The organism is Mitsuaria sp. WAJ17 (genome assembly GCF_014174515.1).
GTDB lineage: Bacteria > Pseudomonadota > Gammaproteobacteria > Burkholderiales > Burkholderiaceae_C > Roseateles_B.
This window is the reverse complement of sequence record NZ_JACJUG010000007.1, coordinates 1-13,437: the sequence shown is the minus strand read 5'-3', so window position 1 is coordinate 13,437 and position 13,437 is coordinate 1. Positions and strand designations below refer to the sequence as shown.

The following is a 13,437-nucleotide window of genomic DNA, read 5'->3' as shown; positions in this document are numbered from 1 at the left end:
GCCTATCCCCGCCTCGGCTAGCATTGCCGCCATGCGCCTGCTCCTTGCCGAAGACGAACGTGCCCTTGCCGACTGGCTGGTCCGCGCCCTGCGGCAGAGCGACTTCGTCGTGGACTGGGTGGACGACGGCCGCCTGGTGGCCGGCCAGCTGCAGGCGACGCGCTACGACGCCCTCATCCTGGACCTGGGCCTGCCGGGCCTGGGCGGTCACGAAGTCCTGAGCCAGCTGCGCAAGGCCGACTTGCGGGTGCCCGTGCTGGTGCTGACGGCGCGCGATTCGCTCGCCGAGCGCGTGAGCACCCTGCACGAGGGCGCGGACGACTTCCTCGCCAAGCCCTTCGAGATCCAGGAGCTGGAGGCCCGGCTCGTGGCCCTGATCCGCCGTTCGCGCGGGCGCGAGCAGCCGCGCTTCAGCTGCGGGCCGCTGAGCTATGACGCGGCGAGCAAGCAGTTCACGCTGGACGGCGAATCGCTGGCGCTGTCGCCCCGTGAGCATGCGGTGCTGCGCACGCTGATCCAGCACAGCGGCGAGCCGCTCTCCAAGCAGGAGATCCTGGAGCGCCTCTTCTCCGACGAGCAGGACGTGCGGCCCGAAGCCGTGGAGGTGCTGATCCACCGGCTGCGGCGCCGGCTGGAGTCCGGCAAGGTCCGCATCACCACGCTGCGCGGCCTGGGCTATGTGCTGGAGCCTGCATGAGGCCGCTGCGGCTGCCGCAGCTGCCGGCGGCCTGGCACCGGTTCAGCGTCCGGCGCACGCTGCTGACCCTCTCCCTGCCCATCATGCTGTTCATGGTGAGCATCGAGTCGGCCCTGACCTGGAAGACGGGGCTGCAGGCGGCCAACGCGGCCTATGACCGTTCGCTGCTGGGCGCCATCAAGGCCATCGACAGCAATGTCTCGACGGACACCGGCCTCTCGGTGGAGCTGCCCTACCGCATGCTGGAGTTCTTCGAGCTGACGGCCAGCGGGCAGGTCTTCTTTCGCGTCAGCACGGACGACGGCCTGGTCGAGATCGGCAATGCCGGCCTGCCCCTGCCGCCCGGGGGCTTGGCGCTGGGCGTGCCGCAGTTCATCGACGCGGAGTACTTCGGGGAGCCGGTGCGCGTGGGGGCGTTGTCCCGCGAGCTGGACCCGGAGCGACCGGGGCGGCGGCTGGTGATCCAGGTGGCCGAGTCCACCGCCTCGCGCAACGAGTTCTCCCGGGGCTTGCTCCTGCAGGCCATCGCACGCGATGCGCTGACCATCCTGGTGGTGATGGCCACACTGGCCCTGGTCATCGGCTGGGCCCTGCAGCCCCTGGAGCGGCTGAGGCGCGAGGTGGAGGCACGCTCCGAGGACGACCTCTCGCCCGTCGATGAGACCCAGGTGCCCGCCGATGCCGCGCCCCTGGTGCGTGCCATCAACCACCACCTGCAGCGCCAGCGGGAGCTGATCGAGGGCCGGCGCCGCTTCGTGGACGATGCCTCGCACCAACTGCGCACACCGCTGGCCACGCTGTCCACGCAGGTCGGCTACGCCCTGCGCGAGCAGGACCCGGCGCGCGTGGCCGAGGCCTTGTCGGCACTGAAGTCGCAGATCGAGGACACGGTGCGGCGCACCAACCAGATGCTGGCGCTGGCCCGAGCAGACACGGCCGAGGTGCAGATGGAGCCCCTGGATCTGAACGCCCTGGCCGATCGCTGCGCGCGCGAGAGCTGGCCAGCGGCACGGGCGGCCGGCGTGGACCTGGGCCTGGAGCCGGCGCCCACGCCGCTCACCGTGCTGGGTCACGCGGGCCAGCTGCGCGAGGCCTTGCTGAACCTGCTGGACAACAGCCTGCGCTACGTGCCCGCCGGGGGGCAGGTGACGGTGCAAGTGTTTGCCGACGCCGAAGGCGCCTGCATCCGCGTGGTCGATGACGGCCCCGGCATTCCGGCCGCCGAACGGCCCCGGGCCGGCGAGCGCTTCTTCCGCGGCAGCAACGTGGAGCAGCCGGGCTCGGGGCTGGGCCTGGCCATCGTCAGGGCCGTCCTGCAGCGCCACCACGGCCGGCTGGAGATCGCCGCAGCCCAGCTGACGCCGGAGGGCGGTGAACGCGGCACGGCCGTGTCCCTGAGGCTGCCCGTGCAGGCTGTCGGCGATTGAAAGGCGACTGAAAGGCGCGACTCCGTAGAGTGCGCCCCATAGCAGGTGGCAGACCGTTCCCCAAGGCCCCGGCTTCCGGGGGACGGCACAGATCACCGCATGGAGACGACATGCCCAAAGCCCTGACATGGATGGCTGCACGGCTGCTCACGGCCCTGGCGCTCGCGCCACTGGCCTGGGCACAGCCGGCCGCGGCACAGTCCGCAACGGCGACTCCCCCGTCGCCGGCAGCGCCGCCCGAGTGCATCGCCCCGGCCAAGCCCGGCGGCGGCTTTGACCTGACCTGCAAGCTGGCGCAGGCCGCGCTCAGCCAGGCCGTGGCGGGCGAGGCACCGCTGCGCATCAGCTACATGCCAGGCGGCGTCGGGGCCATCGCCTTCGACACCATCACCGCCCGAAGGCCGGCCGAGGCGCAGACCCTGGTCGCCTTCTCCAGCGGCTCCCTGCTCAACCTGGCCCACGGCCGCTTCGGCCGGCACGGCCTGCATGACGTGCGCTGGCTGGCCGCCATCGGCGCGGACTACGGCATCGTGCTGGTGAGCAGCCAGTCCCCCTGGAAGACCCTGCCGGACTTGCTGGCGGCGCTGAAGGACAAGCCGGGCAAGGTCACCTTCGCGGCGGGCGGCACCATCGGCAGCCAGGACTGGGTCAAGTCGGCCCTGCTGGCCGCGGCGGCGGGCGTGGATCACAAGTCCATGCGCTTCGTCGCCTTCGAGGGGGGCGGCGAGGCCACGGCGGCCCTGAAGGCCGGGCATGTGCAGGTCTACGCGGGCGATGCCTCGGAGGTCGCGGACAAGCTGCCGCCCAACGGGCCATTCCGCGTGCTGGCCGTCATGTCGGAGAAGCGCCTGCCGGGCCTGCTGGCCCAGGTGCCGACGGCGCGCGAACAAGGGGTGGACATCGTCTGGCCCAGCGTGCGCGGCTTCTACATGGGGCCCAAGGTGCCCGATGCCGCCTTCCAGGCCTGGAGCCAGCGCTTCGAGCAGCTGATGGCCACGCCGGCCTTCGACAGGCTGCGCGCCCAGCACGGCCTCTTCCCCCTGGCCCTGACCGGCCCTGCCTTGCAGGTCCACCTTGAGGACCAGACCCGACGCTTCGCCGACATCGCCGAGCGCTTCGGGCTGCGCCGATGACGGGCGTCTGACCCTTCCCCGCCTGGACAACGCGGACCTGTCGTGAGGGACAGGCCGGGGTCAGGTGTTGCCTGCAACTGCCTGCCCCCATTCCTCCAGGCGTCCCGACAGACTTTTTCCCTGACCTCAAAAACCAACGGAGACCTCCATGAACAAGACTTCCCATCCCCTGAGCGCCTGCGCTCTGGCCGCCTTGTGCCTCGCGGCGCCCCTGAGTGCCGTGGCGCAGAGCTCGGTGAGCATCTACGGCATCGCCGACGTGATCGTCGAGCACCGCAACCACATGTCGGCCACGGGCGGCAGCCGGACCTCGGTGACCTCGGGCGGCATGAACACCTCGCGATGGGGCCTGCGCGGCAGCGAGGACCTGGGCGGCGGCCTGAGCGCCGTCTTCAACCTGGAAGCCGAGGTCGGCATGGACTCGGGCGCGGCAGCGTCCAACTACTGGGGGCGCCAGGCCAATGTGGGCCTGCAGGGGGCGTTCGGCCGTGTCGTCACGGGCCGCTCCTACACCACGGCCTACGACTTCCTGCTGCCTTTCGACCCCATGGGCTATGCGCCCTTCTACTCCTGGGCCACCTCGGCTGGTGCAGCCGGCACGCGCAAGGACGGCATGATCACCGGTGCGCCCAACCTGATCAAGTACGAAGGCAAGTTCGGCCCCGTGAAGCTCGGTGCCACGGTGGCCGCGGGCGAGGGCGCCTCGACCGGCCGCTACGCAGCGCTCGGTGCGGTCTACGAGGCGGATGGCCTGGGCGCCGTGCTGGTGATGGATCAGCGCGACCAGCAGACCGGCGCCACGAGCAAGGAGCAGACCGTCCACCTCGGCCTGAGCTACGACATGAAGCCGGTGAAGCTCTTCGTGGCCCTGCGCCAGTACCGGAAGACGCCCACGACCGGCACCGAGCAGAAGAGCACCCTGGGCTGGATCGGCGCCACCTGGGTCGTGACCCCGCAGCTGGACCTCACGCCGGCCTACTACTTCCAGTCCATCAAGAGCGGCCCCGCCACGCCGGAGAACCCGCACCTGCTGGCCCTGCGCGCCAAGTACGCGCTGTCCAAGCGCACCTGGCTGTATGCCGTGGCCTCCAACGCCGGGGCCAAGAGCGGGGTGGTGAGCGTCTCGCGCGATGACGCCGCCTTTGCCGACACCCAGTCCAGCTTCGGCGTGGGCATCCAGCACCGTTTCTGAAGCCGCCATTCCAGGAGTCATCCATGCATCAAATCACCCGACGCACCTGCCTGGCGCTGGCCGCCACGGCCCTGTCCTGCGCTGCCCTGGCCCAGGTGCCGGCCGGCTATCCGGCAAGCTACCAGTCCCTCATCGACGCGGCGAAGAAGGAGGGCAAGGTCACCATCTACACGCCCACCGACGCCGCGGCCGGCAAGCCGCTGGTCAAGGAGTTCGAGAGCCTCTACCCCGGCGTCAAGGTCGAGTACATGGACATGAACAGCGTGGAGCTGTTCAACCGCTTCATCAGCGAGACCGCCGCGGGAACGACCAGCGCCGACGTGGTCTGGAACTCGGCCATGGACCAGGCCGTCAAGCTGGTGGCTGAGGGCTATGCGCAGCCGTATGAGTCGGTCGAGTCGCGGGCGCTGCCGGCCTGGGCCGTCTACCAGAAGACGGCCTACGGCACGACCTTCGAGCCCCTGGGGCTGGTCTACAACAAACGCCTGCTGCCCGCAGCGGATCTGCCCAAGACCCATGCCGATCTCGTCAAGCTGCTGGCCGACCCGCGCCTGCAGGGCAAGGTCACGACCTACGACATCGAGAAGGCCGGCGTGGGCTTCCTCTACCTGACGGCGGACGTGCATGTGAACCCCACGCTGACCTGGGACGTGGTCAAGGCCATGGCGGGGGCCGGCGTGAAGCTGCAGTCCTCCAGCAGCACGATGATGGAACGCATCTCCTCGGGCGAGCAGCTGCTGGGCTACAACATGATCACCTCCTATGCCCACGCCCGCGGCAAGAAGGACAGCAACATCGGCTACGTGCTGCTGAAGGACCACACCCTGGTGATGAGCCGCGTGGCTTTCATCGCCAAGGGCGCGAAGAACCCCAACGCGGCAAAGCTGTGGCTGGACTATCTGCTCTCGCGGCGCGGCCAGACCACGCTGGCCACGGCCTCCGAGCTCTACTCGATCCGCTCCGACGTGGAAGGCGAGATGACGGCCCAGGCCCTGCAGAAGGAACTGGGTCTGACCCTGCGCCCCATCGCCATCGACCAGAACCTGCTGACCTACCTGGAGCAGGGCAAGCGCCTGGATTTCATCAAGACCTGGCGCTCCTACGTGGCGCGCAAGTGAAGACCTGACCCGCGGGAGCGACCATGACGTCCATGACCCCATCCCTGCCGCGCCAGCGCGGCCGATCGCCAGGCCTGCCGGGGCTTCCCGGGCTGCCGGCTGTCGTCCGTGCACTGGTGATCGGCGTCACCGCGCTGGTGGTGCTGCTGCCGCTGGCCATGATCGGCTACCAGAGCCTGCTGTCCGCGCCCTTCTTCATGCCCCGGCATGAGGTGTCGCTAGATGCCTACCGCTTCGTCTTCGACGATCCGGACTTCTGGTACGCGCTGCGCAACTCGCTGCTGATCGCCAGCGGCATGGTGGGCATCGCCGTGCCCCTGGGGGCGCTGCTGGCCTTCCTGATGGTGCGCACCGATCTGCCGGGCCGGCGCTGGATCGAGCCCCTGCTGCTGACGCCCATCTTCGTCTCGGCCGTGGTGCTGGCCCTGGGCTATGTGGTCTCGGCCGGGCCAAGCGGCATCTACACCCTGTGGTGGCGCCAGGCCATCGGGCCGGAATGGTGGGACGTGTACTCCATCGGCGGCATCGCGGTCATCGCAGGGCTCACCCATGTGCCGCACGTCTACCTCTACGCCTCGGCGGCCCTGCGCAACCTGGGCAGTGACGTGGAGGAGGCCGCCCGCGTGGCGGGCGCCTCGCCGCTGCGGGTGGCTCGCGACGTGAGCCTGCCCATGGTGATGCCCTCCATCCTCTTTGCCGGGGTGCTGGTCTTCTTCCTGGGCTTCGAGGTCTTCGGCCTGCCCCTGGTGCTGGGCGATCCCAACGGCTACCTGGTGCTGACGACCTATATGTACAAGCTGGCCAGCAAGCTGGGCTCGCCGTCCTACCACCTGATGGCCGTGGTCGCGGTGCTGATCGTGCTCGTCACCTTCCCCCTGGTGCTGCTGCAGCGCCGCCTGCTGCGCAGCGCCAGCAAGTATGTGTCCATCAAGGGCAAGGGCGGCCGCCAGGTGCCGCTGCGCCTGGGCGGCTGGCGCTGGCTGGCGATCGGCATCGTCGGGCTGTGGCTGTTCCTCACGGTCCTCGTGCCGGTGTCGGGCGTGGTGCTGCGCTCCTTCGTGTCGCAGTGGGGCGAGGGCATCTCGCTGGTCGAGGCCTTCACGTTGCAGCATTACGTGGATGTCTTCGAGCAGGACAATCTGGTGCGCGCCATCCTCAACACCCTAGGCATGGGCGTAATCGGCGGCGCGCTGGCGGTGGCCTGCTACACGGCCATCTCCTTTGCCGGCCACCGCCGCAATGACCTGGCCACCAAGCTGATGGACTACCTGGTGCTGGTGCCGCGCGCCGTGCCGGGCCTGCTGGCGGGCCTGGCCTTTCTGTGGGTCTTCCTCTTCGTGCCGGGCCTCAAGGAATGGCGCAACTCCATGTTCGCCATCTGGATCGCCTACACCGTGATCTGGCTGGCCTACGGTCAGCGCGTGGTGCAGAGCGCCTTGCTGCAAGTGGGCCCGGACCTGGAAGAGGCGGCCCGCACCGTGGGCGCCACGCCCTCTCAGGTCAGCCGCCACGTGACCCTGCCCCTGGTGCGCTTTGGCCTGCTGTCGAGCTGGCTGCTGGTCTTCCTGATCTTCGAGCGCGAGTACTCGACCGGCGTCTACCTGCTCTCGCCGGGCACCGAGGTCATCGGTGCCCTGCTGGTGTCCATGTGGGCCTCGGGCGCCACGGACCTGGTCGCCGCACTGTCTGTCATCAACATCGTCATGGTCAGCCTGGGTCTGGCTGTGGCACTGCGTTTCGGGGTGAAGCTCCATGACTAAGCTCGTCGTCAACGACATCCACCTGGGCTACGGGCAAGTGCCTGTGCTGCAGGGCGTCTCCTTCAAGCTCAAGGCCGGCGAGGTGGTCTCGCTGCTGGGCGCCTCGGGCAGCGGCAAGACCACGCTGCTGCGCGCCGTGGCGGGCTTGGAGCACCCCTCCCAGGGCAACATCCTGCTCGACGGCGAGGCGCTCTACGACGCCGCCCGCGGCATCGACCAGCCGGCCGAGCGCCGCTCGCTGGGCCTGGTCTTCCAGTCCTACGCCCTATGGCCGCACCGCACCGTGGCGCAGAACGTGGGCTACGGCCTAGTGCTGCGCAAGGTGCCCGCGGCCGAGGTGAAGGAGCGCGTGCAGGCCGCACTGGACAACCTCGGCCTGGGCCATCTGGGCGAGCGCTATCCCTTCCAGCTCTCCGGAGGCCAGCAGCAGCGCGTGGCCATCGCGCGGGCCCTGGTCTACAACCCGCCGGTGATCCTGCTGGATGAGCCCTTGTCCAACCTCGATGCCAAGCTGCGCGAGGAAGCCCGGGCCTGGCTGCGCGCGCTGATCGTGCGGCTCAACCTTTCCGCGCTGTGCGTGACCCACGACCAGACCGAGGCCATGGCCATGAGCGACCGCATCCTGCTGCTGCGCAACGGCCGCATCGAGCAGGAGGGCTCGCCGCAGGAGCTCTACGGCGCGCCGCAGACGCTCTACACGGCCGAGTTCATGGGCAGCAACAACCGCTTCGAGGCCACCGTGGACCAGGTCGGTGCCGACGAGGTCCGCCTGCAGGGGCCGGCCGGCTCGCTGCTGGCCCGCAGCCGCAGCCCCCTGCGCGTGGGCGACAGGGCTCAGGTCGTCATCCGCCTGGAGCGCGTGGGCGTGGCTGACGATCCGGGACCCAACCGCATGCAGGCTCGCATGATCACGTCCATGTACCTGGGCGACCGCTGGGAGTACCTGCTCGAGAGCAGCGGCCTGCGCCTGCGTGCCTTCGGCCAGCAGCCTCGCGAGGCCGGCCGCGACTACTGGGTGGACCTGCCCGCCGAGGCCTGCTGGGCGTACGCGGCCTAGGCCGGCGCGCTTGGCCCTGCGTGCTTCGTCCGGGCGCTCAGACGGCGAAGCGCCACTCCTGGATCGTCGCATGCGCCGGCCGCTGCTCGCGGGCGGCACGGGCCCGTGCCGCCTCCACCCAGCGCCGGGCGAGCGGGAAGGGGCCGAAGCCGGACTCGGTGTTGATGTGTCCCACCGCGCCCAGGTTGCTGTAGCTGGCGCCCCAGCGGCTGGCCCAGCGCAGCGCGCTGGCGGCGCTCATCCACGGGTCGGTCTGGCTGGCGACGAGGCTGCTGGGCACGGCCAGGCGGTGGTGGGGCAGGGCCTCGGCCAGGCCGAACTTGTCCGGCTCGGCCGGGGCCACGAAGAGCACCTGGCGGATGGGCGTGTCGGCATGGTCGGCCAGGTGGCGGGGCCGCTGTCGTGCAGGCCGGGAATGATGAGCAGGCGGGGGGGCGCGGGCCGATGGGCCCGGGAATCACGGCAGGACATGGGCTCCAGCTTAGGCAGCGCCGCGCAAGGACGGAAGGAAGCAAAGCGCAGCAGCTCATGCGTGGCGCGCCGAAGGCTGCGGCCGCTCAGGCGGGCAAGACCTGACCCTCGCGGACGCCCTGCACGGCCTCGCGGGTCCAGGGCGGCGCGAAGGTCTTGATGAAGGCGTAGGCGTAGTCGCGCAGGTAGGCGTCGCGCCGCAGGGCCAGGCGGGTCATGTTGTCGGCGAAGAGAAGGCGGGCGTCGTGGGCGGCCAGGTGGCGGTCGCGCTCGTCGTCATAGGCGATGGCCGCGACGATGCCCACGCCCAGGCCCAGCTCCACATAGGTCTTGATCACGTCGGCGTCCATGGCGGCCAGCACCACGTGCGGGGCCAGGCCCGCAGCCTTGAAGGCCTGGTCGATGTGGGAGCGGCCGGTGTAGCCGGTCTCGTAGGTCACGATGGGGTAGTCGGCCAGGCGCTGCAGCGTGAGCGTCTCGCCGCGGCGCTGGGCCTCGGCCAGCGGATGGTTGAGCGGCGTGACCACGGTGTGGGTCCAGCGGTAGCAGGGCAGGGCGACCAGCTCCTCGTACTGGGCCAGCGCCTCGGTGGCGATGCCGATGTCGGCCTCGCCATCCAGCAGCAGCCGGGCAACCTGCTGCGGCGATCCCTGCTGCAGGGTCAGCTCGACCTCGGGATGGCTGACGCGGAAGTCCCTCACCACGGGAGGCAAGGCATAGCGCGCCTGGCTGTGCGTGGCGGCGATGCGCAGCACGCCGCGGCCGGCGCGGGCGAAGTCGTCCCCGGCACGGCGCAGGTTCTCGGCCTCCTGCAGCAGGCGCTCGACGATGGGCAGCACATTGCGGCCCGGGTCGGTGAGGCCGGTGAGGCGCTTGCCGGCGCGCATGAAGATCTCGATGCCCAGCTCGTCCTCCAGCTCCCGGATCTGGCGGCTGACGCCCGGCTGGGAGGTGTGCAGGGCGGCGGCCACCTCGGTGAGATTGAAGCCGCGGCGCTGGGCTTCGCGGACGGATCGGAGCTGCTGGAAATTCATGGAGTGCCTTCTTGTTATGCGCTTTTCATTCTTGCGAGGGTCGGTGCCGCTGTCCTCCAAGAAAAAGTGCAAAGCATGTGAAGGCAGCGCTCCAATGCGATGTGGCCGCCCGTTCAGTCCGCGTCGGCGCTAGCAGGGAGAGGGTACTGGCGGTCGATGTCCGGCGCAGCACCGAGGCCCGCGCCGTCGTCGAAGGTGGCGAGTACCGCAGCGGTGTCGTCATAAAAGCGGCGCACGCACTCGGCCCGGGGCGGTGAGGAAGGCCAGGCACAGAGGGGCCACCGGGGCAAGCCCAGGATCAGCCATTCGACGGGGACCGCGTCCTGCCTCAGCACCGGCCGTCGCGCGACAAGGGCGGCCACCACGCTGACCACCCGGCGCAAGTCATGAGTGCCCCGGACCTGCCATGGCGAGCCAGGCCCCCAAGGAGATCAAGAAACTTGGGGTGGCTCGGTTTCATTGAGCGCCAGCACCGGCAGGCGCTGGGTCACGCGCGCATCGACTGCCTGGTGGGCTGAGATGAGGCGACCCTTGGCGCCGCAGCAAGGCGTGCTCATGGGGGCGCAGCGTAGCGCATGCGCCCTTGAATCAAATGAGTCTCAGCCGATTGACCACGGCCACGGCCTGGGCTCGATTCGAGACATTGAGTTTCGCGTAAACGTTTTTCAGGTGGAATTTCACCGTCCGCTCCGAGGTGTAGAGGATGCGGCCGATTTCCCAGGACGTTTTCCCTTCCACCACCCAACGCAGGACGTCGCGTTCCTTGTTGGTCAGGTTGATGCCGAAGAAGTCGTCCTTCACCTGGTGGTCCACCGCATGCAGGGTGAAGGTGGAGTGCAGGTAGAAGGCCACGAAGCTCAGCAGCAGCGGGTGCTGCACGCCGACCTCGTCGCATTCGAACTGCCAGAAGGTGTGGACGTCATCGGTGCCCGAGATGGCCGAGCGCACGCTGGCGGCGAGGCCCGAGCGGCCCTGCATGCGCGTCAGGAGCTCATTCGTGCCCTCGGGCACGCCCAGGTCCAGGTGGTCACGGCTGGCCCACTGAAAGGCGTGATCGATCTGGTTGAACTTGGCAAACCGCGCACTGTAGGCCTCAATGCCGATGGCTCCGCTGAGTTTGGATTGCCCGACAAATCCTTCGTCCCGTCCTCCGTTGTAATAAGCAAAACCCCTGGAAAGGGCCTTGCCCTCGCGCTCGTGGAGCAGCAGGCAGCGCTTGAATGGAATCACCTCGTTCAGACGCTGGGTGAATTGGTCCAGCTGGTCAATGAAATCGGCCGAAGGGCGGATTTCATTGATGATTTTCGAGAGGGTTTCCAATTCTCCGGTCGTGGCGTGAATATTAGACATACCTATCTCTTAGAACAAATAACTCCCTACCTCAGCCCGTCAGCAGCAAGGCTGCATCACGGCCGTGATCAGAAGGCTTTCCTGTGTCAACACGATGACCCGGGCTCCACGGTTGGCGAAGTGGGTCTCGGCGAAATGTAGAGAAAACTATGCGGTTCTCTCTTTGGCGATAGAAACCTACGCCCATCGCCTCGAATCGTGCTAGCCATTGAAGACAACAATGGCAGCCTCAGTGTTGAATAGGATAAGCGACGTCCCGGCGAGAAAATATCCCATGAACAAACGCTCGGACCTGTAAGGACTGACACTGTCTGTAAACGAGTGTCGATGCTAATTTCCCCCGGGATTTGGGTAACTTTCACCCACCTTGTTGAGTAACTGATTGAATAGCCGGCGTTACGCCGCCGGCCGGGGGAAGAAAGCCGCTGCGCTGGAAGTGCTCGAAGTAACGGTCCAGCCATTGGGCGGCGGGCCGCAGGCCTTCCGCCAGGGCACGGGGCGCCCAGGCCTTCAGATGGTCCAGGGCGATGGGCAGGCGGGCACCGACGCTCGGATCCGCCACCGGATTCAGCTTGTGCAACACGGGGATCAGCATGGCCAGGGGATGGCTGCTGTCCTGGCGCACATGGGCGCCGAGCCGTGACAGCCAGTCTTCGTAGGGCAGACGTTCCAGCGCGAAGCCCCGGGCCTCGATGAGGTCCACCACCTCGTCCAGTGAGTTCCAGTCCGGGTTCAGCACATGCACCGCATGGCCCGGTGCGGCGGGATGCCGGGAAGCCTCCACGATCAGGCGGGCGGCGAGGTCCACGGGCAGGATGTTGTCGAAGCCCACGTCCCGCGGCGCCTTGCCGAAGACGGCGATGCCCTTGATCAGGCGGCTGAAGAGATCGTCCGTGTTCATGCGGCCGGTGACGGAATGCCCCACGATGCGCGAAGGCCGGTAGATGCACACCGGCAGGCCGCGGCGCCCCGCCTCGGCCACCAACTGCTCGGCCACCCACTTGCTCTGCTCGTAGCCGCCTTGCAACAGCGCGTGGAAGGGGATGTCCAGGTCTTCGCGGATCACCTCGGCGCGGCGGTTGAGCACGCCCACCGTGGAGATGTAGTGCACCGGCTTGGCATGGTGGGCACAGGCCAGGCGCAGGATGTCGGCCGTGGCGTCCACATTGGCCGGCTTGAGCATGGCGTAGGGGTAGACGAAGTTCACCAGCGCGCCGTTGTGATAGATCGCGTCCAGCTGCTCGGCCATCTGCGCGTGCAGTTCGGGCGTCAGGCCCAGCTGGGGCGCGCCCAGGTCGCCGGGCAGGGCCACGATGCGTCGGGCATGGCGCTCATCCCACAGTCCGTGACCCTGAAGGGCCTCGACCAGGCGCTGGTGGCCGCTTTCAGCGTCGCGCGCCCGCACCAGGCAGTGCACGCGGGCCTCGGTGCTGGCCAGCAGCTCGGCCAGCAGGTGGGCCCCCAAGAAGCCGGTGGCGCCGGTGAGCAGGATCTCGCGAGGGTCGCCGCCGCGGGCGGGCGCGGCAGGGGTGATGCCGGCATCCAGATGGGCTTCGGCCGGCAGGTCCGGCACGGCCTGCTCCGGCGCCGTCTCGCTGCTGCGCAGGCGCTGGGCCATCTCGGCGATGGTGGGGCCGGCCATCAGTTGCTCCATCCCCAAGCGTGCGCCCAGCTTCTCCTCGATCTGGAACAGCAGGACCGAGGCCAGCAAGGACTGACCCCCGAGGTCGAAATAGTTGGCATGCACGCTGATCTGCGGCCTCTTGAGCAGGGCCGCCCACAGATCATGCAGCTGCTGCTCCAGCGCATCCCGCGGGGCGACGTGATCCGGCGTCTCGACGGGCTGCTGCAGGAGGCCCAGCAGGGTGGCCCGGTCGATGGCGCCCTCCCGGCGTGGCAGGGCGGGCAGGGCGCGCAGCTGCGGCCGGCCCAGGCCCAGGGCGGCAGAGGCGTCCTGCAGTGAGGACTCCAGCGCCGCGGCCGGCAGCCCCTCGGCGGGCACGAAGAACAGGCAGCTTGCCCACTGCCCCGCCGGGTCCACGACGTCCAGCAAGGCCAGCTCGCGGACGCCGTCGCTGCACGCCAGGGCCTGTTCGAGCGCGGCGCTGCCAGGCAAGGGCTCGCGCGCGGGCGAGGCCAGCACAAAGGACGCCTCGACGCCCAGGCCCTGCGGCCCCTGCCAGCCCGGCAGGCCGCTC

The 13,437-nt window shown here is 68.9% G+C and carries 12 protein-coding genes; 7 read left to right on the top strand and 5 right to left on the bottom strand.

Annotation, left to right across the window (positions count from 1 at the left end):
* Positions 1-31: 31 nt before the first annotated feature.
* The 7 genes from H5407_RS07135 (at position 32) to H5407_RS07105 (ending at position 8,384) form a co-directional block, all read left to right on the top strand.
* Positions 32-697, top strand: a complete 666-nt coding sequence (locus H5407_RS07135; RefSeq protein ID WP_183103758.1) for a response regulator — start codon at positions 32-34, stop codon at positions 695-697.
* Complete coding sequence (locus H5407_RS07130; RefSeq protein WP_183103757.1) at positions 694-2,124, top strand: sensor histidine kinase; 1,431 nt, start codon at positions 694-696, stop codon at positions 2,122-2,124. The genes H5407_RS07135 and H5407_RS07130 overlap by 4 nt, the downstream gene beginning before the upstream one ends.
* 110 nt (positions 2,125-2,234) lie before the next feature.
* Positions 2,235-3,257, top strand: coding sequence for a tripartite tricarboxylate transporter substrate binding protein (locus tag H5407_RS07125; RefSeq protein ID WP_220800511.1), 1,023 nt, complete (start codon positions 2,235-2,237; stop codon positions 3,255-3,257).
* Positions 3,258-3,405: 148 nt separating this feature from the next.
* Positions 3,406-4,449, top strand: a complete 1,044-nt coding sequence (locus H5407_RS07120) for a porin (RefSeq protein WP_183103756.1) — start codon at positions 3,406-3,408, stop codon at positions 4,447-4,449.
* A gap of 23 nt (positions 4,450-4,472) precedes the next feature.
* Positions 4,473-5,567 (top strand): ABC transporter substrate-binding protein, encoded by a 1,095-nt coding sequence (locus tag H5407_RS07115; protein WP_183103755.1) that lies wholly within the window; start codon positions 4,473-4,475, stop codon positions 5,565-5,567.
* Positions 5,568-5,590: 23 nt separating this feature from the next.
* Positions 5,591-7,327: an iron ABC transporter permease gene (locus H5407_RS07110; RefSeq protein WP_183103754.1), complete on the top strand. Its 1,737-nt coding sequence runs from the start codon at positions 5,591-5,593 to the stop codon at positions 7,325-7,327.
* Positions 7,320-8,384, top strand: a complete 1,065-nt coding sequence (locus tag H5407_RS07105) for an ABC transporter ATP-binding protein (RefSeq protein ID WP_183103753.1) — start codon at positions 7,320-7,322, stop codon at positions 8,382-8,384. The genes H5407_RS07110 and H5407_RS07105 overlap by 8 nt, the downstream gene beginning before the upstream one ends.
* Positions 8,385-8,421: 37 nt before the next feature.
* Here H5407_RS07105 and H5407_RS07100 read toward each other — a convergent pair whose 3' ends face one another.
* The 5 genes from H5407_RS07100 to H5407_RS07085 all read right to left on the bottom strand — a co-directional run.
* Complete coding sequence (locus H5407_RS07100; protein WP_183103904.1) at positions 8,422-8,769, bottom strand: alpha/beta hydrolase; 348 nt, start codon at positions 8,767-8,769, stop codon at positions 8,422-8,424.
* A gap of 172 nt (positions 8,770-8,941) precedes the next feature.
* Entirely contained in the window at positions 8,942-9,889 is a 948-nt protein-coding gene (locus H5407_RS07095) for a CysB family HTH-type transcriptional regulator (RefSeq protein ID WP_183103752.1), read from the bottom strand.
* 431 nt (positions 9,890-10,320) lie between these two features.
* A complete protein-coding gene (locus tag H5407_RS24215; protein WP_255501119.1) occupies positions 10,321-10,446 on the bottom strand; it encodes a hypothetical protein in 126 nt (41 codons plus the stop codon).
* Positions 10,447-10,477: 31 nt separating this feature from the next.
* Complete coding sequence (locus tag H5407_RS23995; RefSeq protein WP_220800510.1) at positions 10,478-11,239, bottom strand: helix-turn-helix transcriptional regulator; 762 nt, start codon at positions 11,237-11,239, stop codon at positions 10,478-10,480.
* Positions 11,240-11,597: 358 nt separating this feature from the next.
* On the bottom strand, positions 11,598-13,437 hold a 1,840-nt coding region (locus H5407_RS07085; protein WP_183103751.1), incomplete at its 5' end, for a thioester reductase domain-containing protein.